Origin of the sequence: Serratia sp. H1w, assembly GCF_000633355.1 — a bacterium.
Lineage (GTDB): Bacteria > Pseudomonadota > Gammaproteobacteria > Enterobacterales > Enterobacteriaceae > Chania.
On record NZ_AYMQ01000006.1, the window covers coordinates 16,201 to 38,297 of the forward strand.

Annotated in this window: 17 protein-coding genes and 1 riboswitch; of the genes, 8 read left to right on the forward strand and 9 right to left on the reverse strand. The window is 54.7% G+C overall.

Annotation, left to right across the window (positions count from 1 at the left end; all coding sequences use genetic code 11):
- Window positions 1–15: 15 nt before the first annotated feature.
- Entirely contained in the window at window positions 16–1,296 is a 1,281-nt protein-coding gene (locus U869_RS0101380; protein ID WP_025119568.1) for a nitrate/nitrite transporter, read from the reverse strand.
- Between the two features lie 442 nt (window positions 1,297–1,738).
- On the opposite strand from U869_RS0101380, the gene U869_RS0101385 reads away from it, so the two are divergent.
- The 5 genes from U869_RS0101385 (at window position 1,739) to U869_RS0101405 (ending at window position 7,367) form a co-directional block, all read left to right on the forward strand.
- Window positions 1,739–2,524, forward strand: coding sequence for an SDR family oxidoreductase (locus U869_RS0101385; protein WP_025119569.1), 786 nt, complete (start codon window positions 1,739–1,741; stop codon window positions 2,522–2,524).
- A 70-nt stretch (window positions 2,525–2,594) separates the two neighbouring features.
- Complete coding sequence (locus tag U869_RS0101390; RefSeq protein WP_025119570.1) at window positions 2,595–4,049, forward strand: FAD-binding oxidoreductase; 1,455 nt, start codon at window positions 2,595–2,597, stop codon at window positions 4,047–4,049.
- Window positions 4,050–4,281: 232 nt separating this feature from the next.
- Window positions 4,282–5,616, forward strand: a complete 1,335-nt coding sequence (locus U869_RS0101395; RefSeq protein ID WP_025119571.1) for an MFS transporter — start codon at window positions 4,282–4,284, stop codon at window positions 5,614–5,616.
- A gap of 12 nt (window positions 5,617–5,628) precedes the next feature.
- A complete protein-coding gene (locus U869_RS0101400) occupies window positions 5,629–6,432 on the forward strand; it encodes a hypothetical protein (protein WP_025119572.1) in 804 nt (267 codons plus the stop codon).
- Window positions 6,429–7,367 (forward strand): electron transfer flavoprotein subunit alpha/FixB family protein, encoded by a 939-nt coding sequence (locus U869_RS0101405; protein ID WP_025119573.1) that lies wholly within the window; start codon window positions 6,429–6,431, stop codon window positions 7,365–7,367. The genes U869_RS0101400 and U869_RS0101405 overlap by 4 nt, the downstream gene beginning before the upstream one ends.
- Here the strand turns inward: U869_RS0101405 and U869_RS0101410 are convergent.
- Both U869_RS0101410 and U869_RS0101415 read right to left on the reverse strand, forming a co-directional pair.
- A complete protein-coding gene (locus tag U869_RS0101410; RefSeq protein WP_025119574.1) occupies window positions 7,364–7,636 on the reverse strand; it encodes a 4Fe-4S dicluster domain-containing protein in 273 nt (90 codons plus the stop codon). The genes U869_RS0101405 and U869_RS0101410 overlap by 4 nt on opposite strands.
- Window positions 7,633–8,892, reverse strand: a complete 1,260-nt coding sequence (locus tag U869_RS0101415) for an FAD-dependent oxidoreductase (RefSeq protein ID WP_232785314.1) — start codon at window positions 8,890–8,892, stop codon at window positions 7,633–7,635. Before U869_RS0101415 ends, U869_RS0101410 begins: the two co-directional genes overlap by 4 nt.
- Window positions 8,893–9,197: 305 nt before the next feature.
- On the opposite strand from U869_RS0101415, the gene U869_RS0101420 reads away from it, so the two are divergent.
- A complete protein-coding gene (locus U869_RS0101420; protein ID WP_025119576.1) occupies window positions 9,198–10,847 on the forward strand; it encodes a Na/Pi cotransporter family protein in 1,650 nt (549 codons plus the stop codon).
- A gap of 52 nt (window positions 10,848–10,899) precedes the next feature.
- Here U869_RS0101420 and panS read toward each other — a convergent pair whose 3' ends face one another.
- Both panS and lysC read right to left on the reverse strand, forming a co-directional pair.
- Window positions 10,900–11,820 carry a ketopantoate/pantoate/pantothenate transporter PanS gene (gene panS, locus U869_RS0101425; protein WP_025119577.1) on the reverse strand — a complete coding sequence of 307 codons (921 nt, stop codon included), beginning with the start codon at window positions 11,818–11,820 and terminating at the stop codon, window positions 10,900–10,902.
- Window positions 11,821–12,094: 274 nt separating this feature from the next.
- A complete protein-coding gene (gene lysC / locus U869_RS0101430) occupies window positions 12,095–13,462 on the reverse strand; it encodes a lysine-sensitive aspartokinase 3 (protein WP_025119578.1) in 1,368 nt (455 codons plus the stop codon).
- 110 nt (window positions 13,463–13,572) lie between these two features.
- A riboswitch (Lysine riboswitch) is annotated at window positions 13,573–13,765 on the reverse strand.
- 337 nt (window positions 13,766–14,102) lie between these two features.
- On the opposite strand from lysC, the gene pgi reads away from it, so the two are divergent.
- Window positions 14,103–15,749, forward strand: a complete 1,647-nt coding sequence (gene pgi, locus U869_RS0101435) for a glucose-6-phosphate isomerase (protein ID WP_025119579.1) — start codon at window positions 14,103–14,105, stop codon at window positions 15,747–15,749.
- A gap of 61 nt (window positions 15,750–15,810) precedes the next feature.
- Here pgi and U869_RS0101440 read toward each other — a convergent pair whose 3' ends face one another.
- Window positions 15,811–17,247: a capsule assembly Wzi family protein gene (locus U869_RS0101440; RefSeq protein ID WP_025119580.1), complete on the reverse strand. Its 1,437-nt coding sequence runs from the start codon at window positions 17,245–17,247 to the stop codon at window positions 15,811–15,813.
- Window positions 17,248–17,471: 224 nt separating this feature from the next.
- Here U869_RS0101440 and psiE point away from each other — a divergent pair, with 224 nt between their 5' ends.
- Complete coding sequence (gene psiE, locus U869_RS0101445; RefSeq protein ID WP_025119581.1) at window positions 17,472–17,879, forward strand: phosphate-starvation-inducible protein PsiE; 408 nt, start codon at window positions 17,472–17,474, stop codon at window positions 17,877–17,879.
- 170 nt (window positions 17,880–18,049) lie between these two features.
- On the opposite strand, the gene malG is transcribed toward psiE, so the two are convergent.
- From malG to malE, 3 genes are all read right to left on the reverse strand, one after another.
- Entirely contained in the window at window positions 18,050–18,940 is an 891-nt protein-coding gene (gene malG / locus U869_RS0101450; RefSeq protein ID WP_025119582.1) for a maltose ABC transporter permease MalG, read from the reverse strand.
- Window positions 18,941–18,952: 12 nt separating this feature from the next.
- Window positions 18,953–20,530, reverse strand: a complete 1,578-nt coding sequence (gene malF, locus U869_RS0101455; RefSeq protein ID WP_025119583.1) for a maltose ABC transporter permease MalF — start codon at window positions 20,528–20,530, stop codon at window positions 18,953–18,955.
- A gap of 92 nt (window positions 20,531–20,622) precedes the next feature.
- Window positions 20,623–21,819 (reverse strand): maltose/maltodextrin ABC transporter substrate-binding protein MalE, encoded by a 1,197-nt coding sequence (malE, locus tag U869_RS0101460; RefSeq protein ID WP_025119584.1) that lies wholly within the window; start codon window positions 21,817–21,819, stop codon window positions 20,623–20,625.
- Between the last annotated feature and the right edge of the window lie 278 nt (window positions 21,820–22,097).

Below are 22,097 nucleotides of genomic sequence, written 5' to 3' on the forward strand. Positions count from 1 at the left end.
AACTCCTTGAGATAATTATTCGGTGACCGGCTGTGTCGTTGTATTTTTGGTGCCGGCGCGCTTGATGTTGTTAGCCAGCAGGAAGGTGAACACCACCACCAGGCAGGAGGTACCCAATCCCATCAACCACATATTGTGATAGGCCTCGGCGGCGGGCAGAGTGTCTTGCCAGTGGCCGATAACCGGATAAACAAACACGTCGGGCAGGAAGCCGATCACCGAACAGATCCCCACGGTGGTACCCATAATGTATTTTGGCGTTCTGGCCTCGCCGATACAGGCGAAGTACAACCCGCGTGAGGCGTAGCAGGTGAAGGCCAACAACAGGATCAGGCCAATACCCACGGCGACCGAGGTTGGATTCTGGTTGGTGATCAGCAACACCGCCAGGGTGGCCAGGCTGACTAACGCCAGTAACTGAATGGCCCGCGTTGGCGATTTCAGCCGGGTATAGGTGGTGATGATCCCGCCAATCGGCCCGCACATGGCGCGGAAGATTTTGTTGATTACGATCCCCATGTAGCTGGCGGCGACCAGGGTCATACCATACATTTCGGTCAGGTAGTTGGTGGAGTAGCTGAGGATGGCGTAGATGGTATAGACGCCAAAAATGATCATGCTGCAATACCAGGTGGTGCTGATTTTAAGCACCGAGAGAATATCGCCCAGGCTGAATTTATGGGGTTTCTCGGTCTCGTCACTGCTGACAAAGCCGTCGGTGACAAAGAACCAGCAGAGAATGCCCAACAGGATATACACGCCGCTGTAGATCAGGATCACCGCCTTCAGGCTGTTGGGATTTTCCGGCGCGAACAGTGAGAAAATCCACATGGTGAATACCGCCAGCGCCATCACGCCAACGCCGCGTAGCCCTTCCATCCAACCCATGATTTTGCCCTGTTCTTCATGGTTGCCGAGCAGCGAAGCGGCTTTGATCGAGACTGACCACAGCAGCAGGATGGTGGTGATTGCGAAGGCGACCTGGATCAGGATCATTACCCAGAATGGCGGGTAGACCGCCATCAGCAGCCCTAACAGGCCGGTGGCGATCATCGCGAAGGTTATCATCTTGCGATGAGAGAATTTATCGGCAATGATCCCGCTAGGGGCATACAGAATAATCGCAGTGATACCGAAGGTGCTCATGATGAGGCCAATTTCGGTATTGGAGAATCCCATAAACTTGGCCATCGGGATTTGATAAATATAGCGTAGATAGGCGAGATCGAAACTTACTCCGCCGCTGATACTTATTATTGCCAGCGTTAACCAACGGTGGGAATTGTTTTTTTCCATGGTGAAGTTCCGCATAAATATACCCATTAATTGTTATTGGGTACATCCGTTAAACAAAAAAAGAGAAAAGCAAGCTTCCCGCAATGCAGGAAGTTACTTTTCTCTTCGTCTCTTTCAGTAACTGCGTTAATAAATAACACGCTAGGCTGTATTTCATCTGTGAGAGTTATCACAAAACCGAGGTGGGGCCATTTGGTTAGATCCTAATCGCGCAGTAATTCACCATATTAAGCCGAAATAAATAAGTGAGGTCGGTGTTTAATCTTAATCCGGATCATCAAGAAATGAATTTGTGATTGGCGTCACGGAATAGCCAGGAACGAATGTGTTACTTTTTTTGCCAGTTACTAGAGACGATGAGAAAAGTAACTTCTCTGCCAAGCGCAGGGGAGGTTGCTTTTCTCTTTTTTTTTGCGTTTTTTCCGGACCAAGGGGCACAATCATGTCAACAAACGCGTTAAATGAGTTCTCATTAGATTTCTTCTCGCTAAAAGGCAAAACCGCCATTGTCACCGGTGGCAACAGTGGTCTGGGGCAGGCATTTGCCATGGCGTTGGCCAAGGCTGGTGCGAATCTGTTCATTCCAAGCTTTATCATGGATAAGGGCCAAACCCGCGAAATGATTGAGCAGCAAGGGGTTAAGGTTGAGTTCATGCAGGTGGATATCACGGAAAAAGGCGCGCCTGCCAGAGTGATTGCCCAGTGCCTGGAGACCTTTGGTTCGGTGGATATTCTGGTGAACAACGCCGGGATCTGTAAGCTGAACAAGGTGCTGGATTTCGGCCGTGAAGACTGGGATCCGATGATCGACATCAACCTTACCGCCGCCTTTGAATTGAGCTATGAAGCGGCAAAAATCATGATCCCGAAAAAACAGGGGAAAATAATCAATATCTGTTCCCTGTTCTCTTATCTGGGCGGCCAGTGGTCACCGGCTTATTCGGCCACTAAACATGCGTTGGCCGGTTTCACCAAAGCCTATTGCGACGAGTTGGGGCAATACAATATTCAGGTGAACGGCATTGCTCCGGGCTATTATGCGACAGACATTACGGTAGAAACACGTAAAAACCCTGAAACCAATAAGCGCGTACTTGATCATATTCCAGCCAATCGCTGGGGTGAAACCCAAGATTTGATGGGCGCAATGGTATTTTTAGCTAGTCGTGCCTCTGATTATGTTAACGGTCATTTGTTGGTGGTCGATGGAGGTTATTTGGTTCGCTAAATTAATGGGTGGTTCCTTTTAATTTTACTTAAGCTCATTTTATCTATTCTTAAATTAGGAAGGGTTGGTTATGTCTCTATCTCGTGAAGAAATTGTCGTTCAGTTAAAAGAAATGGTTGGCCCTGAGCGGGTTATTACCGATGAAAAAGTGCTGCAAAAAAATAGCATAGACCGCTTCCGCAAATATGCCGATATTCACGGCGTGTTTACTCAACCGCTGCCTGCGGCCGTGGTGAAGCTGGCCGATACCCAACAGGTCTCCGACGTGCTGGCGTTTATGAATAAGCACGGCATTACTGGCGTACCGCGCACCGGGGCTTCGGCTACTGAAGGCGGGTTGGAAACGGTGGTGAAGAATTCCGTGGTGCTGGATGGCTCAGGGATGAACAAGGTCATCAACATTGATATTCGCAATATGCAGGCCACGGCACAGTGCGGCGTACCGTTAGAGGTACTGGAGAATCAGTTGCGCGCCCAGGGTTACACTACCGGCCACTCCCCGCAGTCCAAACCACTGGCTCAGATGGGCGGCCTGGTCGCGACGCGCAGTATCGGCCAGTTCTCCACGCTGTACGGGGCGATCGAAGACATGGTGGTTGGGCTGGAAGCCGTGTTCCCGAATGGCAATATCACCCGCATTAAAAACGTGCCGCGCCGTGCCGCTGGTCCGGATATCCGCCACGTGATTATCGGTAACGAAGGCGCGCTGTGCTTTATCACCGAAGTGACGGTGAAAATCTTCAAATACATGCCGGAAAACAACCTGTTTTACGGTTATATCCTCGATAACATGCCGACCGGTTTCGACATCCTGCGTGAAGTAATGGTCGAAGGCTATCGTCCTTCCATTGCCCGTTTGTATGATGCAGAAGACGGCACCCAACACTTTACCCACTTCGCCGAAGGCAAATGCGTGCTGATCTTTATGGCCGAAGGGGCCAAAGGGATTGCGCAGGCGACCGGCACGGGGATTGATGAAATCGTCAAACGCTATCCGGAATGTAAAAAGGTCGACAGCAAGCTGATTGAAGCCTGGTTCAACAATCTGAACTGGGGCCCGGAAAAAGTGGCGGCAGAACGCGTGCAGATCATGAAGACCAACAACATGGGCTTCACCACCGAAGTTTCTGGCGATTGGGGCTGCATCAATGCGATTTACGAGAATGTGATCCGCCGCATCCGCGATGAGTTCCCACATGCTGGTGATATCACTATGCTGGGCGGCCACTCGTCACACAGCTATATCAATGGCACCAATATGTACTTCGTGTACGACTACAACGTGGTGGACTGCAAGCCGGAAGAAGAGATCGACAAGTATCACAACCCACTGAATAAAATCATTGTGGAAGAGACCATCAAGCAGGGCGGTTCGATGGTGCATCACCATGGCATTGGTAAGCACCGCGTGCACTGGACCAAGGATGAACACGGCAGCGCCTACTACATCCTCAAGGCGCTGAAAGAGGTGTACGACCCGAATGGCATCATGAATACCGGCACCATTTATCCGATTGAAAAATAACAGCACTCTCACTCCAACCCTCTCCCACAAGGAGAGGGAGCTGGTGCGGAGCTGTTATCGGGTATGGAATTCAATCTGTAACAGGATCCAATGTTGAGGTCGGGCACTGTAATTAAGTTGTGGCACGTACGGTCCCCTCTCCCTTTGGGAGAGGGTTAGGGTGAGGGGGGACATCGCCATAACTAACCCCCTCATGCCATTGGTTTTTTAGCGCAGTAATTGGGGGGTAACGATGACATCACGGCTGCCTCGGCAAGTGCGCATGGATGATATTCCGCTTAACGCTTTTCATTTTAAAATGGCGGGGCTGACCTTTGGCGCACACCTTACCGACGGCTATGTGCTGGGGGTGATTGGTTTTGCGCTGGCCCAGCTCAAGCCGCAAATGGGGCTGACGCCATTTTGGGAAGGGATGATCGGCAGTTCAGCGCTGATTGGCCTGTTCCTGGGTAGCCTGGTATTGGGCTGGGTCTCCGACCATATTGGCCGCCAGAAAATTTTCAGCTTCAGTTTTGTCATCATCACGTTGGCTTCCGTGATGCAGTTTTTCGCCACTACGCCGGAACAGCTGTTCTGGCTACGGGTGTTGGTAGGGATCGGGCTAGGGGGCGATTATGCCGTCGGCCATACCATGCTGGCCGAGTTTGCTCCGCGTAAGCATCGCGGCATCCTGCTGGGATCCTTTAGCGTGATCTGGACATTGGGTTACGTCGCCGCCGGGTTTGCCGGCCATTTTCTGGCCGATCTGGGGCCAGAGTCCTGGCGTTGGCTGCTGGCCTCAAGCGCCGTGCCTGCGCTGTTGATTATGTTATTACGCATCGGCACGCCGGAGTCGCCACGTTGGCTGATGCGCAAAGGGCGGATCGCCGAGGCACATCTAGTGGTGCTGCGCTGTTTTGGCCCGCAGGTGATCCTCAATGACGAAATCCCGGTAGAAACCGCACGTCATATGCACACCTTGTTTTCGCCGCGTTACTGGCGGCGCACCGCGTTCAACAGCCTGTTCTTTGTCTGCCTGGTGATCCCTTATTTCGCCATCTATACCTTCCTGCCCTCGATCCTGACCACATTAGGACAAAGCCAAAGCTTTGCTACCGATCTGCTGCTCAATGGCTTGCTGATGGTGGGGGCGGTGATGGGTATTGCCTTGACCCAATGGCTGCCGCGCCGTCGCTTCCTGATTGGCGCGTTCTGGGTACTGGCAGCCAGCCTGGGGGCATTGGCCTTTGTGCCGCCTGGGCAGGGGACAATGCTGGTGCTGTTTGCCGTCTTTACGCTGACGATTTCGGCGGTCAGTAATCTGGTCGGAGTGTTCCCGGCGGAAAGTTTCCCGACCGATATTCGTTCATTGGGCGTCGGTTTTGCCACTTCGATGAGTCGGCTCGGATCGGCTATTGGTACCGCCTTGCTACCGCTGTCGATGCTTTCGTTGGGTCTGCAAGGCACCATGCTGATCCTGACCGGTGTGTTGGTGCTTGGGGCGGTAGTTTCAATTTTGTGGGCTCCGGAAACCAAGGATATGACGCTGGTGGGCGCCTCCTCGGTAAAGCCGTTAATCGCCCACTGACAGGAGAAACGGATGAACCTGCTGTTGGCGATTAAGGTCGCACCGGATTTGGGCATGTTGGCACAGAGCGATTGGCAGCCTGATGAACGGTTGCAGATCGACACTCGCTTTGCCCGGCGTCTGTTAAGCGGCTATGACGAAAGCGCGGCGGAAATGGTGCTGATGCTGCGTGACCAGATGGAACTTAGCCTAAGCGTCTTGACGGTGGCCGACGCGATGGCCGAACCGGCGCTGAAGCAATTGATGGCGTTGGAATATCAGCAGGCGGTACGCATTGAGCCTCCTGCGGATTGGGATCTACGTTTTAACCCTGCAACGATTGCCGCGTTGGTCGCGGCTTATCAGCAACAGATTGCCCCGCAGCAGGTGATCGTCATGGGAGCGCAAAGCCTTGAGGGGCAAAACAGCCAGACTCCTTTGATGTTGGCTGAACGCCTTGGCTGGCCCTGTATCACCGGTGTTTGCCAATTAGCGGCGGCCGAACAGGTGGGGGGGCTACGGGTTACCCGGCAAACCGCTTTTGGTCAGGAGGTGATGACGGTGATGCCTCCTTTGGTATTAGTGGTAGGGAACTCGCAACAGGCGAGTGCGTTACGCGTTCCCACGTTGCAGCAGAAGCTGGCTGCGGGTAAGCGGCAGATCCAACATTTGTCACCTACCGATCTGGCGATGACGGAACAGCCTGCCGGTGATGTGCATCTGAGGGGCTTTACGCATGTGGAACATCGGCGCGCCGGGGTCGTGATTGAGGGGGGCAGCATAGAGCAGAAAGTGCAGCAGCTGTGCCAGGATTATCTTCGTGAACGGTGGTCATGATGAATATTGCGCTGATATTGGATGCGGATGCCTCCAGCTTTTATGCCCAGGCCAACCAGATCAATCAGTTCCTGCAACTGAGTCAACTTACCGCAGAGAGCCTGGAGCTGTGGCTGTTCAGCGATGAAAAGCCGCAGAGCCTGCCACGTCTGGACGGTGAGGTGACACAGATACGTTGGGTCACCACTCCCCGGCTGGCAGAGGCGCGAATAGCGGTATTGGAGCAGATGCGGCAAGCCTTCGAACCGCGATTGATGCTGTTTGCAGGCGATGAAGGGGGGGAATTGGCAACGCGTCTGGCCTGCCGGAGTGGCGGCTCTGCCTGTTGTGCGGTGGAACGGTTACACATTAACGGCAACGAATGCCGGGTAACCAAAGCCGTGTATGGTAACCACCTCACGGCTGAACTGGCGATGACGCGGGAACCTTGGTGCCTGAGCGTAGCCCGCAGCGGTGCGGCAAGTGTGGAAATAGGGCCCAGCCCGGTTGTAGCACAACGCTTTAAGCCAACGAAGATAGCCGATGCCGAGTGGCTATTGGCTTCGGTGAGTTCACCGCAACCAGAAGCGTCAACACTGAGTCGGGCTCGCTATGTGCTAGCCATCGGGGAAGGGGCCGGCAGTGCCCAGCAGGTAGCTCAGGTGCAGCAGTTGGCCAGCAACATGGGCGCTGAACTGGCTGCCAGCAGGCCGGTAGTCATGAATGCTTGGTGCGAGATGGACCGCTTATTGGGCATGTCTGGAGCCATCATTGCCCCCGAGGTTTGCATTGCAGCAGGAGTCTCCGGTTCCCCGGCGTTCGCTATCGGTATTCGTCATAGCAAGTTTATTGTGGCGATCAACCAGGATCCGCAGGCGGCTATTTTTGCCCAGGCCGACGTGGGGATTGTGGGTGATATGCACGAGGTGTTAACCGCATTATCTGATGCCCTTTAACCGAAGCGGAATTCAATCCCGTTACCTGCCTGCGGGTAGCGCCAACGGGCGATGGTTTCTTCCCCACACAGCAGGCGACAGGTGCCGCATTCCAGACAGCCCTGCACGTCGAAACGCAGGCTGCCGTCCGGCTGGAATTGATATAATCCGGCCGGGCAGGCGAGTACCAAACGCATCAGCATCATCCGATCCTGTGCATCGGCCAGGATGATGTGTGGATTGGCATGATCCACCTGATAATGGTTGTGGCTGAGATCGGGCTGTCTCATAGGCTGCGCATTCCATTGACGGTATCTTTCAGTAATTGCTTCAGACCGATGCGGCGCGCGTGGCGCCACAGTAGCTTACGCAACGGCGTGGGGGCATTTCCATTGACCTCAAACATCTCTTGCAACACGTCCGCTGCCAGCTGTGGGTAGCGATTAAACCAGTGCGGCGATTGCAACATCATTTCCGGCAGGCGGCGATACTGCTGGATCAGCGCCCAGAGCGAACCTTGTTGCAGCCGCAAAGGATAATGCCGTAGCTCCTGCCCAGTAATCAAGGTTTCCGCTGCGGCCTGGGCCGATAGCATCGCCAGATCCATACCCCGCACGGTATGCCCGCTATTGATACACAGCCGCGCAGCATCGCCAACCAGCAGATAACCTGGGCCGTAGAGAGGTGGCATGCTTTCCGCTCCCCCTTCGGGGATCAGATGGGCGCTGTACTCACGCAGCTCGGTATTTCTTAGCAGTGGCCGCACGGCAGGGTGCTGTTTGAACTGTTGCAGCATCTGCGGCAGGGCCACTTGGCTATCGGTAAGGCTGGAGAGATTGCATACCACGCCGAGCGACAGGCTATCGCGGTTGGTATACAGGAAGCCACCGCCAACTTTGCCCTGCGTGGGCTGACCAGCGAATAGCCAGGCGCAACCTTGATTATCTTCCAGGGCAAAACGCTCTTCCAACCGCTCGCGCGGCAGCGCCAGCACCTCTTTGACGCCGATCGCCATCGTTGATGCTGGTGGCTTCGGTTGTAATTCAGCATGCTCGCTCAGCAGCGTATTGGCCCCTTCCGCCAGGATCACCGTGTTGGCGTATAGCGCTTCACCTCCCGCCATAACGCCAACAACCCGGCCTTGCTGCACTATCAACTCATCGACCAGTGCGCCCGTCAGACATTGCGCACCAGCAGCTTCCGCCTGCGCCATCAGCCAGGGATCGAAACGGGCACGCAGCAGGCTGTAGGAACAGGGCAAGGTATGGCGATAATCCAGCGTCACCGCACTATCACCGCTCACCATCGAAAGCTTTTCCTGGGTGATATGACGTTCCAGCGGGGCGGTGGTGGCAAAATCCGGCAACAGCTCCGTCAAGGCGTGAGTGTACAACCTGCCACCGCTGACGTTTTTACTGCCCGCCTGAGTGCCTCGTTCCAGTAACAAGGTATTGATACCCGCACGTGCCAACAGCAGGGCTGTCGTGCAGCCTGCAACGCCACCACCAACGATAATGGCTGCAAAACCAGGGTGTTCCATCAGCATCGTTTACCCAGGGTTGAAGTGTTACGAGTAGAATAACATTCGTACCCTGGAGTTCATTGATTCTGCACAGTTTTTAGACACCTCAGGCCGATTCCCACCCGAGAGCAGCCAAAATGGGCTACAATTACAAACTGTTAGTTTTCGGGTAGTTGCATGATTTCGCTGTCGCACCGTTTGATCATTACATGGTGAGCTCTCCCCCTCTCTAGATAGAACGACATGATTTGCCGCTGTCCTGCTTAACTGGCGTCTGGCAGGCGGGATAGCCTGTGGTGCCTGCCGGGCGTCAATGGAGCGAGCCTTCCGTGTTGACCCTTCTTAATCTGCTTTCCGCCATTGCCATGCTGGTGTGGGGAACCCACATTGTCCGCACCGGCATTATGCGAGTCTATGGCGCCAATCTGCGCCAGGTTCTGAGCAGCAGCATAGAGAAAAAGCCGCTGGCCTTTGTGGCTGGTATCGGTGTAACCGCGTTGGTACAAAGCAGTAATGCGACGGCGTTGCTGGTTTCTTCCTTTGTCGCACAAGGGCTGGTGGGGCTTGGGCCTGCGCTGGTGATTATGCTCGGGGCCGATGTTGGCACGGCAATCATGGCGCGCGTGCTGACGTTCAACCTTTCCTGGCTTTCACCGCTGCTGATTTTTGTCGGCGTGATTTTATTCCTCAGCCGCAAGCAAACCCGCGTTGGTCAGATGGGGCGGGTCGCTATCGGCCTCGGCCTGATTGTTTTGGCGTTGGAACTGATTGTGGCGGCCGCGACGCCGATCACTCAGGGCTACGGAGTTAAGGTTATCTTCTCGTCGCTGACCGGCGATGTGATGCTCGATGCGTTGATTGGCGCCCTGTTTGCCATTATCAGTTACTCGAGCCTAGCGGCGGTGTTATTGACCGCGACGTTAACCGCTTCAGGCGTGATTTCTCTCCAGGTGGCACTGTGTCTGGTGATCGGGGCCAACCTGGGCAGCGGCCTGTTGGTGATGCTTAACACCAGCGGCCAGAATGCCGCAGGCCGGCGTGTGGCATTGGGTAGTCTGTTGTTCAAGTTGCTGGGTAGTGCGTTGGTGCTGCCGTTTGTCTCCCTGATTGCGCACTGCATTGAGCGGCTGCCTGGCAATGCCGAAGAGCTGGTGATCTATTTCCACATGTTCTACAACCTGGTGCGGTGTCTGTTACAGGTGCCACTGTCCGGGCCGATGGCGCGTCTGTGTGAAACGTGGATCGTCGATGCGCCGACCGAAGATCCTCGCTTGCGGCCACGCCACCTCGACGTCAGCGCCCTGGATACACCAAGCCTCGCACTGGCCAATGCGGCCAGGGAAACCCTGCGGATGGGGGATGTGGTTGAGCATATGATGATCCTGCACCATGAGGTGTTACACGGTAAGCGCATCCAGGCCAAAGAAGTTCGCCGTCTGGACGATGATGTTCACGTGTTGTACACCGCTATCAAGCTCTATCTGGCGCAGATCCAGAGGGAGGATCTGGGGGAAGAGGATTCGCGCCGCTGGGCGGAGATCATCGAAATGGCCCTCAACCTGGAACAGGCAGGCGATATCATCGAACGTATGGCCAGCGATGTGGCGGATCAATCCCATGGTGCGCGCAGCTCATTCTCGTCTGAAGGTTTGGCCGAACTCGACCAGTTACATGAAAAACTTACCGATAATTTACGCCTGAGCCTGTCGGTGTTTCTCTCCGGGGATATCACCAGCGCCAAGCGGTTACGCCGTGCCAAGCACCGTTTCCGTATCCTGGATCGTCGCTATGCTCATGCGCATGTCGATCGCCTGCATCAGCAAAACGTGCAAAGTATTGAAACCAGCTCGTTGCACCTGGCGCTGTTGGGGGATATGAAACGGCTGAACTCGCTGTTTTGCGCGGTGGCCTATAACGCACTCGATCAGGATGAGAAAGACGACGACCGTGATTGGGAAGAAAACCCTAGAACGCCGTAAAGGATGAGGGGAAATCGGGGGCGCAGCATGAGCATGCTGCGCCCGCTGGTTATCAATCCTGCTTTTTAATTGGGCGACCTGACCAGTAGCCTGCCAGCAGTGAGCCGGACAGATTGTGCCATACCGAGAACAGCGCACCCGGCAACGCCGCCAGCGGTGAGAAGTAAATCTTGCCTAGCGTAGCCGCCAGCCCGGAGTTTTGCATACCGACTTCAATCGCCAGCGTACGGCAGGTGGATTCGTCGAACCCGAGCATTTTTCCGCCCCAGTAGCCCCCGAGCAGCCCGATGCCGTTATGCAGGATCACCGCAATGATCACCACAAAGCCTACCGAGGCAATATGGCTCTGGCTACCTGCCACCACCGCGCTGATGATCGCTACAATACAGACCATCGACAGGGCTGGCAGATAGGGTTCAACCCGTTTGACGGTTTTGGTGAAGCTATGATGGATGATCAAGCCCAATCCAATCGGGATCACCACGATCTGCAGAATGCTTAATAACATCCCCATGATATCCACGCTGATCTCGGCGTCGACATACAGGCGTGTCAGCAGCGGGGTGGCAAAAACGCCAACCAGTGTCGAAACGGCCGAAATGGTCACCGAAAGCGCGACATCACCTTTCGCCAGATAGATCATCACGTTGGAGGCGGTGCCGCTGGCGACGCTGCCTACCAGCACCATACCGGCGGAGAGATCCGGCGGCATACGAAACAGCATCGCCAGCAGCCAGGCGGCCAGCGGCATAATCAGGTAATGCAGGAAAATCCCCGCCGCTACCGGGCCGGGGCGCGACAGCACGCGTTTGAAGTCGTCCAGGCGCAGGGTGACGCCCATGGCAAACATGATCAACATCAGCAGTACGCTGACGTAGGGGCTGAGACCGGTAAAGGTCGACGGGGTGTAGTAGGCCGCAATGGAGAGCAGCACGGCCCATAATGGGAATAAGCGTGTGATTCTTGCCAGCATGAGAGGGATTATCCTTTGCCAATATTGAACGGGAAGTGGGTGGTGTGTGTTGTAGCGGGCTCAGTGCGCTGAGCCTCTGTAAATTCAGTTAAGGCCAATCAATCTCCCCTCACCCTGGCCCTCTCCCCAAGGGCGAGGGAGCCAGCTCAGCGTTGTCGGCAGTTAATGTGGCGCTACGTAGGGGCGCTGCATGCTGCGCCCGTGTTAAAGCCAGATGCAGGAATTAAGTTGTAGCACGTTCAGTCCCCCCTCCTTGTGGTAGAGGGGGAGGGGCTTACTCAAACAGATTGTGATGCAGCGTTTGTACCACGCGCTCCGCATCATCACCTGGCACCAGGAAGCACAGGTTATAGCTACTGGCTCCGTAACAGATCATGCGGATATTGAACGGATCCAGTACGCCGAACACCTCTTTACCGACGCCGCAAGCCTGTGACAGCTTGTTGCCGATCAGGGCGACCAGCGCCAGATTCTCTTCCACTTCCACCCGGCATAACGAGGAAAGTTCGGTGAGCAGTGACGTGGTTAACAGGCTACCGCCGGTGGTGGTGGAGCCGGTGGTATCCATGGTCAACGCCACGCTGACTTCGGAGGTGGTGATCAGATCGACCGAGATATTGTGCCGGGCCAGGATGTTAAACACTTCGGCCAGGAAGCCGCGTGCGTGCAACATGTTCAGGCTGTGCAGCGTCAGCAGGGTTTGCTTACGGCGCAAGGCCAGTGCGCGGAACAACGGTGGATTTTCCGTGGTATTACACACCAGTGTGCCGCCAGCAGCAGGATCTTTGCTCGAGCCGACGAAGACGGGGATGTCGCTGCGTACGGCAGGCAGCAGGGTGGCCGGGTGTAACACTTTGGCACCGAAGGTGGCCATTTCCGCCGCTTCTTCAAAGGCAATTTTATCGATACGTTTGGCGGCAGGCACCACGCGTGGGTCGGTGGTATAGATACCTGGAACATCGGTCCAGATATCCACACGGCTAACTCCCAACGCTTCGCCCAACAGGGCCGCGGTGTAGTCACTGCCGCCACGGCCTAGCGTGGTGGTGCGGCCTTTCGGTTCGCAACCGATAAAGCCCTGGGTGATCACCAATGCTTGTTGCAGGCGCGGTTTTAACAGGGTTTGAGCTAATTCGGTTAGCGCAGCTGCATCTGGCATAGCACGGCCGAAATGGTCGTCGGTGCGCATCACTTTACGCACGTCGAACCACTCTGCCTGCACTTTACGGCCACGCAGAATTTCCACAAACAGCAGGGTAGACATCAGTTCGCCATGGCTGACCAGCTCATCGGTCAGTGCGGCAGAGGTCGCCAGCGCAGCGGCTTCCGACAGTGTGGTGATATTTTCCAGCATACGGTCGATTTCTTCGCGCACCACCACCGGGTTATCGAGGCGTTCAAGGATGGCGTATTGAATGCGGCGGATTTCTGCTAGCTGCTCATTGCGCTTTTCAGCTTCGCAACCGTCGGCCAAAGCGACCAACAGGTTGGTGACACCGGCAGAGGCGGAAAGTACCACCAAACGGACATCGGGATTGGAGAGTACTACGTCGGCGCTGCGGTTCATCGCCTCGAAATCGGCCACGCTGGTGCCGCCGAATTTGGCTACTACGGTTGCGTTCTGGGGTGCTGCTTGAGTCATGTAAAACCTCGTGTCAGGGACGCCATTCAAATTGGCATTTAATTTCCATAAGCCTTGGCACAAGGGAAGAGCGGTAAACAGGGAGCAGGCGTAGAGGTTGAGGCTACGATACACCCAGAAGCGCCCCACCTTGCTGACTGCCTGTTCGGGCAGCCCATGGTGACAACTCAGGGGATTCAGCCCCTGTAGCCGACGTGATGATTGCCGCAAGCATCTCGCCTCGGCGTCGCTCCCCCTCCTGTGCCGTCATCGGATACGGGCTCCTCTGACACTCTACCTGGGCGACGCGCCTCTTCTGGCTTGCACAACGGATGTGCAAGTAGGTGATTAGGAATAACGGGTTTGAGCGCTGCTGTCAACGGGCAGACGTTGAGGGATTTTCATCTGCGAGCTGGAGGGAGCAGAGCGACCGGATAACGCGGGCCGGGCATGAAGAGAAAAGCGTGGTCAGAGGTCCATTTCAGCGTAGTGATAACAGGCTGTTAGCTGAAATATCAGCAGATTGTTGTGGAAAGGTAAAAATGGAGCGTAGCGAACTGACAGTTAACGCCTATCGCAAGAAAAGAGATCATAATCACAGACGAACAGGCTACAATCGGTCAATCACCTCATATTCATTCTCAAGCATAAGAGCGCCGCTATGAAAAATATCAATCCTAGTCAAACCGCTGCTTGGCAAGCCCTGCAGCAACATTTTGAACAAATGAAAGACGTCCAGATCCGTGACCTGTTTGCTCAGGATAGTGAGCGCTTCTCCAAGTTCTCTGCCACCTTTAACGATCAGATGCTGGTGGATTATTCCAAAAACCGCATCACCGCAGAAACCCTGGAGAAACTGCAGGCACTGGCGAAAGAAACCGACCTGCAAAGCGCGATCAAATCGATGTTTGCCGGTGAGAAAATCAACCGCACGGAAGATCGTGCCGTGTTGCACGTTGCGCTGCGCAACCGCAGCAATACGCCAATCATCGTCGATGGCAAGGACGTGATGCCGGAAGTCAATGCGGTGCTGGCGAAGATGAAACAGTTCTGCGATCGCGTGATCGGCGGCGACTGGAAAGGTTACACCGGCAAACCGATTACCGACGTGGTCAACATCGGCATCGGTGGTTCAGACCTTGGCCCTTATATGGCTACTGAGGCGCTGCGTCCGTATAAAAACCATCTGAACATGCACTTTGTTTCCAACGTAGACGGCACCCATATCGCCGAAACGTTAAAACCGCTGGATCCAGCTACCACGCTGTTCCTGGTGGCGTCTAAAACCTTCACCACTCAGGAAACCATGACCAACGCCCTCAGCGCGCGCGACTGGTTCCTGAGCACTGCTGGCGATCAACAGCACGTTGCCAAACACTTCGCCGCGCTGTCTACCAACGGTAAAGCGGTGGCCGAGTTCGGTATCGACACCGACAATATGTTCGAATTCTGGGACTGGGTGGGGGGGCGTTACTCTCTGTGGTCCGCCATCGGCCTGTCTATTGCGCTGTCTCTGGGGTTTGAAAACTTCGAGCAACTGCTGAGCGGTGCGCATGAGATGGACAAACACTTTGCCCAAACGCCTGCCGAGCAAAACCTGCCGGTGCTGTTGGCGCTGATCGGCATCTGGTACAACAATTTCTTCGGCGCAGAAACCGAAGCGATCTTGCCGTACGATCAGTATATGCACCGTTTTGCCGCTTACTTCCAACAGGGCAACATGGAGTCTAACGGCAAGTACGTTGATCGTAATGGCAACCCGGTAGATTACCAGACTGGCCCGATTATCTGGGGCGAGCCTGGCACTAACGGCCAGCACGCGTTCTATCAACTGATCCATCAGGGCACCAAGCTGGTTCCTTGTGACTTTATTGCTCCAGCCATCAGCCACAATCCATTGAGCGACCACCACGCCAAACTGCTGTCGAACTTCTTCGCACAGACAGAAGCGCTGGCGTTTGGTAAATCACTGGACGTGGTCGAGGAAGAGTTCGCCGCACAGGGTAAAAAACCGGAAGAAGTTAAGCACGTTGCCCCATTCAAAGTGTTTGAAGGCAACCGCCCAACTAACTCCATCCTGCTGCGTGAAATCACCCCGTTCAGCCTGGGTAGTCTGATTGCGCTGTATGAGCACAAGATCTTCACCCAAGGCGCGATCCTCAACATCTTCACCTTCGACCAATGGGGCGTAGAGTTGGGCAAACAACTGGCCAACCGTATTCTGCCGGAACTGGCAGGCAAAGAAGCGGTAACCAGCCACGACACCTCAACCAACGGTTTGATCAATCGCTTTAAAGCCTGGCGTTAAGTTGTGCTGAATTGCAGTCAATAAAAAACCCGCCTCGGCGGGTTTTTGACGTCTGTAGGGATCACAGATTGATCGGTACTGCCATACTGACACCGGCACCCACGTCATCGGCGGTGCTTTTGTTGTTATCGGTGTACCACAGGCTGGTATCAAACTTCACCTGGTGAGGGAAGGTATAGCCCCAGCCCAACTGAATGCCTTTCAGCGTGTCGGATTTCGGGAATGCCTGGTTGATGCTCTGGTTCAGCGGGTTCACCTTGGCGTACACCAGGCGAGTGCTCCAACGCTGACCATCGTCCAGCACCAGCTCTACACGGCCGGACAGCATCTGACCATCACCCCCCATGGCGTGGCCCAGCGGGTAGCCTTGCTGATAGTAACCGTCCTTATAGGTGTAGTGAGTATACACGTAACCTTTGCGGCTCATATTGGCGCGGGTATCTGCCCCTTCGATATACCAGTTAATGACGGTTGGACCCCACTCTGGGTGACCTTCCAGTCCGAGAAGGTAGGTATTCTGTGATGGCAGATAGCCCGCCTCATCTTCGCCTACCAACTGGCCATACAGGCTGACTGGCATACCGATCAACGGCTGCATTTTCAACTTGAAGTCGAAACCGGCAAGCTGGTTGCCTGGATCGTTGCCCTGGCCGGAATCATCGTTATCACGGCCGGTAAAACCATCCCAGAATGAGCTGAAGGATTGTGGACGGCCATCGCCACCCCACTGCATGATGCGTGAGGCACCCAATTCCAGGAAGTCGGTTGGCATCATGGTCAGACGGCCACCGATCAGCTTGGTGTTAGGGATTGCAGTGTATTGTGACAGTTGGCCAGCGGTGATCTGGTACTGCCAACGACCGATCCAGGACAACCAAGGCGTTTCAAACGGAGATTGATCCGCACGCTGCAACATAAAGCCAGCCACCGGGCGAGCCGCGTCGGAACGGATCAGGCTGCCGTCATAGCCTGGGCCCCACCATTGAGAAACTTCGCCAAATGACAGCCATTGGTTCCATACTTTGATGGCACCGTAAGAGCCGTTCAGGTTGAATTTGGAACCATCGGAGACGCGCTGATCGCCTTCTACCGCACCTTGCAGGCGCACATCCCAGAACTCACCGTTGGCACCGGCGCCGATGGTCAGGCTGCTGTCGGCATAGTGACTCTGACCGAAGCCCTGCGGCGTGCCCGGTTTGTCGGTGGAGGTATAGCCGGTGACGGTTATGTTGGCTTTTAGATCGCCCACGCGACGCTGTACGCGGTCGATAACGTTTTTCTCGGTGTTGGTCACCGGCCTGGCCTGCGCCAGCACAGAGTTGATCTCTTCCTGACTCAGTGGCCAGGTAGACAGGCTGACGTTAATCACACCGCGATCGGATAACCAGGCGAGGTCATTGCGCAGATCGTTATCAGGAGTCACCAGCCCGCCAGCGTAACTGGCAAACGAACAGGTGAAAAGGCCCGCCGCGACCAGTGCGTGAAGTTTAGCTCGCATGAAAGTTCCTTTCTTAATTACTGGAATTTATAGGCATAATGCCTAAGGCTACGCCCATGATAGAGGACATTTCAATTTGCTACAAATATATACAAGCGTAATGAATTCACGCAACTTATTGAAATTAGGTTAATTAGCCTGAACATAAACAATTAGTGCAACTTTCGGAAAAAGCCCATAAGGCATTTTCTGCACTAATAAGTGACTGAACGATGGGAGAAATCATGGCAAAAACGTCACGCTCATTGATGATAGCTAAAGGGTTACAGCGGGTACTGAACGTGGGATTACTGCTATTGGCGGCGATTTTGGTGGTTTTTTTGGTCAAGGAAACCTTTCATCTGGCGAAAGTCTTATTCGTGAGTAACGAAGAGTCTTCCTCGTATCAGTTGATAGAGGGGATCGTGATTTACTTCCTCTATTTCGAGTTTATCGCCTTGATTGTTAAATATTTTGAGTCAGGCTATCACTTCCCGCTGCGTTACTTTATCTATATTGGCATTACCGCGATTATTCGCCTGATCATCGTTGATCATGAGAACCCTTTCGATACGCTGATTTATTCCGGAGCAATATTAGTATTGGTAGTGACCCTGTACTTGGCCAATACCGACCGGCTCAAGCGGGAGTAAAACCATAAAAATGGCGGCCCGCGCAGGCCGCCAAAGACACAGGTATTGATCAGAGAGAAACCAAGTACATCAAACGTATTGCAGTGGCCTAAACGCAAAAGAAATTGATAACAAAGTGGCAATGTTGCTGAATGTGTAACGGGCGCAGCATGCGGCGCACCTACAAAAAATTAACCTTTTACCCCACCCGCCGTCAGGCCACCGACCAACCAGCGCTGCGCCAGCAGGAATACGGCGGTAATTGGAATGGCGGACAGCACCGCTGCGGCGGCAAAGTCACCCCACAGGTAGTTCTGCGGATTGAGGTATTGCTGCATGCCCACGGCCAGCGTGTAGCTGTCCACGTCGCGTAACAATAGTGAAGCCACTGGCACTTCGGTGATCGCCGCGATAAACGACAGGATAAATACCACCGCCAGGATCGGGACTGACAGGGGCAGCAGCACCAGGCGGAACGCTTGCCAAGGTGTGGCACCGTCCAGCGCGGCGGCTTCTTCCAACGAGTTATCGATGGTTTCGAAGTAGCCTTTAATGGTCCAGACGTGCAGTGCAATGCCGCCCATATAGGCAAATATCACGCCGCCATGGGTGTTGAGGCCGATAAACGGAATGTACTGCCCCAGGCGATCGAACAGGGCGTACAGTGCGACCAAAGATAGTACTGCCGGGAACATCTGGAAGATCAGCATGCTTTTCAGCAGGGTGCTTTTGCCACGAAAACGCATGCGGGCAAAGGCGTAGGCACAGGTGGTAGAGAGTGTCACGATCCCCACGGCGGTGATTGCCGCGACCTTAACCGAGTTCCACAGCCACAGCAGCACCGGGAAAGGTGGAGGAGTCACGCTGCCATCCGCCTGGGTGACGCTCATCCCCAGCGCCAAGCGCCAGTGATCCCAGGAGATTTGGTCCGGGATCAGGCTGCCGGTGGCAAAGTTACCGGAGCGCAATGAGATCGCGATCACCATCAGCAACGGGAACATGATCAGGGCAATAAAGCTCAGCATCAGAATATGGGTGATCCACAGGCGTACGCGCTGGGATTTGGGTTGCACCATGGCCATTGTCGTTCTCCCTTAGTCAAAGTTCATCTTGCTGGCTTTCAAGTTCAAGATCGCCAGTGCGCCAACCAACAGGAAGATCAGCGTGGCAATAGCCGCCGCCAGCCCGAAGTCCTGGCCCCCACCGCCTTCAAACGCGATGCGATAGGTATAGCTCACCAACAGATCGGTATAGCCGGCCGGTGTCGTGGTGCCGATCATGTCCGGCCCGCCACGGGTCAGCAGTTGGATCAGCACGAAGTTGTTAAAGTTGAAGGCAAAGCTGGCAATCATCAGCGGCGTCAACGGCTTGATCAGCAGCGGCAGGGTGATGCGGAAGAAGTTTTGCATCGGGCTGGCGCCGTCCATTGCCGAGGCTTCATACAGATCGTCGGGAATGGCTTTCAGCAGACCCATGCACAGTATCATCATGTACGGATAACCCAGCCAGGTGTTGACCACCAGGATCATGCTTTTGGCGGTGATCGGATCGGTGAACCAGGCTGGCTTGATACCGAACAGCGCGTTGAGCATCAGGTTGATTTCACCGAAGCTCTGGTTAAATAACCCTTTGAAAATCAAAATAGAGATAAACGAAGGTACCGCATAGGGCAGGATCAGCAGGACCCGATACACCGCTTTGCCTTTCAGCGCTTCCCACTGCACCACGCAGGCCAGCACCATGCCAACGGCGACGGTGAGGATCACGGTCATCACCGAGAAAATAATGGTCCAGACAAAGATGGAGATAAACGGCTTCTGGATCCCTTCATCATTGAGCACCCGTAAGAAGTTTTTCCAGCCGATGGTGACGGTATAGCCCGGGCTGAGAGTATCGGTGGCCCAATTGCCCTCGGCGTTGATAGCCTGATAAAAACCGATTTCCGGGTTAGGGCGGTACTGTACCTGGGTCTGGTTATTGGTCAGCGTGCTGCCGTCTTTGGCTAGCGTATACAGCGGGCTGGTGCCAGAGAACTGGCGCAGGGAACTCATGCGCAGTTCACCGCCCTCGGGCAGGATGGCGACAAGCTGGCTCAACGTCTGGCGATTCTGGGTGATCACGCGCAGCGTAGCGCGTTCACCGGCAGGCTCGGTGCTTTCTACTGCCAGTTTCAGCGTTTGCGGCTCAGTGCCGTTGAGGCTGAACGGTTCGGAAATCAGCAACTGGCCGTTATCTGGATGAGTTAACTGCAAACGCCACTGTTGGTTTTCTGCCGGATACAGCCCAAAGGTGAAGGTTTTACCGGTCTGGAACTGGCGCTGCATCAGCACCGACTGGGCGCGTTCAAAGGTCAGTTGGTTGGTACTGCTGTAGTTGGTAAAGGCAATAGCGATGGTACAGATCAGCGGGAACAGAACGAATAGCCCCATCCCGGCGACGCCTGGATACACGTAGCGCCAGGCGTAGGCGCGGCGGTTGGCGAACACGTAGAGCCCGGCGCTGACCAGCACCAGCGTCAGGATGGCGAACAGATATTCTCCCTGTGCATACATCACCACAATCAGATAGCAGGTCACCAGACTGAACAGGCCGACAATCAGCCATTTCAATAGGTCGCTCTGCCACCACTTCGATTTTTTTCGCGCAGGTGTGCCGGCGTGAGTTAGTTGCATAGGGCTTTCCTTTCAGGTGTTACCGCGAGAGACCGACTGCCTCCCGCACAGCAGGCAAAGGCGGGCACAACGGCCCGCCAATGGCCAGGGTATTACTTGGTGATACGGGTATGAGCATCTTCCAGCGCGGCTTTCACCGTCTGGCGGCCAGTGATGGCGTTGATCACGGCACTACGCATCGCATACCAGAAAGTACTCATCTGCGGGATGTTTGGCATGATTTCGCCGTTCTGCGAGTTCTGCATGGTGGCGGCAATCTTCGGATCCTTCGCCAACTGCTCTTGGAACGATTTCAGCGCCACGGCACCCAGTGGTTTGTCTTTGTTAACGTCAGCCAGGCCTTGATCGGTGATCAGGTAGTTTTCCAGGAACTCGGTGGCCAATTCTTTGTTCGGGCTGGCGGCGTTGATACCGGCGGTCAGCACGCCAACGAACGGCTTGGAGGGTTTGCCCTGGAAGGTTGGCAGCAACGTCACGCCGTAGTTGATTTTGCTTTGTTCGATGTTGGTCCAGGCCCAAGGCCCGTTGATGGTCATCGCCGTCTGGCCCTTGTTGAAGGCAGCTTCGGCAATTGAGTAGTCAGTATCGGCGTTGATGTGCTTGTTCTTCACCAGATCGACGATAAATTGCAGGCCAGCCTGTGAACCGGCATTGGCTACGCCCACGTCCTTGATATTGTATTTGCCACCTTCGAATTTGAAGGCATATCCGCCATCGGCGGCAATGATTGGCCAGGTGAAGTAGGGTTCTTGCAGGTTCCACATGATGGCGCTTTTGCCTTTGGCGCGCAGTTCTTTATCCAACGCCGGGATCTCTTCCCAGGTTTTTGGCGCTTCTTTGATCAGGTCTTTGTTATAAATCAGCGATAGGGCTTCCACCGCGATCGGGTAACCGATCAGCTTGCCGTCAAAGCGCACGGCATCCCAGGTGAATGGATAGATTTTTTCCTGGAAGGCTTTGGAAGGGTGGATTTCTGCCAACAGGCCCGATTGCGCGTAACCCCCGAAACGGTCGTGTGCCCAGAAGATGATGTCCGGGCCGTCACCGGTAGCGGCAACCTGCGGGAACTTCTCTTCCAGTTTGTCTGGGTGTTCGATGGTCACTTTGATGCCGGTGTCTTTCTCAAACTTTTTACCCACCTCGGCCAGGCCGTTATAGCCTTTATCGCCGTTGATCCAGATAACCAGTTTGCCTTCTTCAATTTTGGCGAACGCGGAGGAGGAGAGCACCAGCGTCGTTAATGCCGAAAGCGCCAGCGTACGTACGGTTGTTGTCATTGTGCGATTCATAAATCCAATCCTTCTGTGGGGACTGCGGTAAGGAGAGCGGTTACGCGTTAATAGTGGGTCACAACCCGCGGTGTTCTCATCCTCCCCCCGTCTACGCCCCATGCCTGAGTAGTGTGATCCAGCTAGCAAACCGCCCTATTCTGTGGTGTCGGACACCAAAAGGGAGGGCTATTTTTGCAGGGAGGATCACAGATTTGCTTTATACCGGGAACTTTTGCCGCCCATCGTCGTTCTCTCATCCTCCCATCTCCTCCCCCATGAAAAATCCTGTTACGGAT

What these genes read in the sequence shown, in the direction of transcription:
- U869_RS0101380 (WP_025119568.1), bottom strand. Translation starts at nt 1,296, where the DNA reads ATGGAAAAAAACAATTCCCACCGTTGGTTAACGCTGGCAATAATAAGT.
- U869_RS0101385 (WP_025119569.1), top strand. Translation starts at nt 1,739, where the DNA reads ATGTCAACAAACGCGTTAAATGAGTTCTCATTAGATTTCTTCTCGCTA.
- U869_RS0101390 (WP_025119570.1), top strand. Translation starts at nt 2,595, where the DNA reads ATGTCTCTATCTCGTGAAGAAATTGTCGTTCAGTTAAAAGAAATGGTT.
- U869_RS0101395 (WP_025119571.1), top strand. Translation starts at nt 4,282, where the DNA reads ATGACATCACGGCTGCCTCGGCAAGTGCGCATGGATGATATTCCGCTT.
- U869_RS0101400 (WP_025119572.1), top strand. Translation starts at nt 5,629, where the DNA reads ATGAACCTGCTGTTGGCGATTAAGGTCGCACCGGATTTGGGCATGTTG.
- U869_RS0101405 (WP_025119573.1), top strand. Translation starts at nt 6,429, where the DNA reads ATGATGAATATTGCGCTGATATTGGATGCGGATGCCTCCAGCTTTTAT.
- U869_RS0101410 (WP_025119574.1), bottom strand. Translation starts at nt 7,636, where the DNA reads ATGAGACAGCCCGATCTCAGCCACAACCATTATCAGGTGGATCATGCC.
- U869_RS0101415 (WP_232785314.1), bottom strand. Translation starts at nt 8,892, where the DNA reads ATGCTGATGGAACACCCTGGTTTTGCAGCCATTATCGTTGGTGGTGGC.
- panS (WP_025119577.1), bottom strand. Translation starts at nt 11,820, where the DNA reads ATGCTGGCAAGAATCACACGCTTATTCCCATTATGGGCCGTGCTGCTC.
- lysC (WP_025119578.1), bottom strand. Translation starts at nt 13,462, where the DNA reads ATGACTCAAGCAGCACCCCAGAACGCAACCGTAGTAGCCAAATTCGGC.
- pgi (WP_025119579.1), top strand. Translation starts at nt 14,103, where the DNA reads ATGAAAAATATCAATCCTAGTCAAACCGCTGCTTGGCAAGCCCTGCAG.
- U869_RS0101440 (WP_025119580.1), bottom strand. Translation starts at nt 17,247, where the DNA reads ATGCGAGCTAAACTTCACGCACTGGTCGCGGCGGGCCTTTTCACCTGT.
- psiE (WP_025119581.1), top strand. Translation starts at nt 17,472, where the DNA reads ATGGCAAAAACGTCACGCTCATTGATGATAGCTAAAGGGTTACAGCGG.
- malG (WP_025119582.1), bottom strand. Translation starts at nt 18,940, where the DNA reads ATGGCCATGGTGCAACCCAAATCCCAGCGCGTACGCCTGTGGATCACC.
- malF (WP_025119583.1), bottom strand. Translation starts at nt 20,530, where the DNA reads ATGCAACTAACTCACGCCGGCACACCTGCGCGAAAAAAATCGAAGTGG.
- malE (WP_025119584.1), bottom strand. Translation starts at nt 21,819, where the DNA reads ATGAATCGCACAATGACAACAACCGTACGTACGCTGGCGCTTTCGGCA.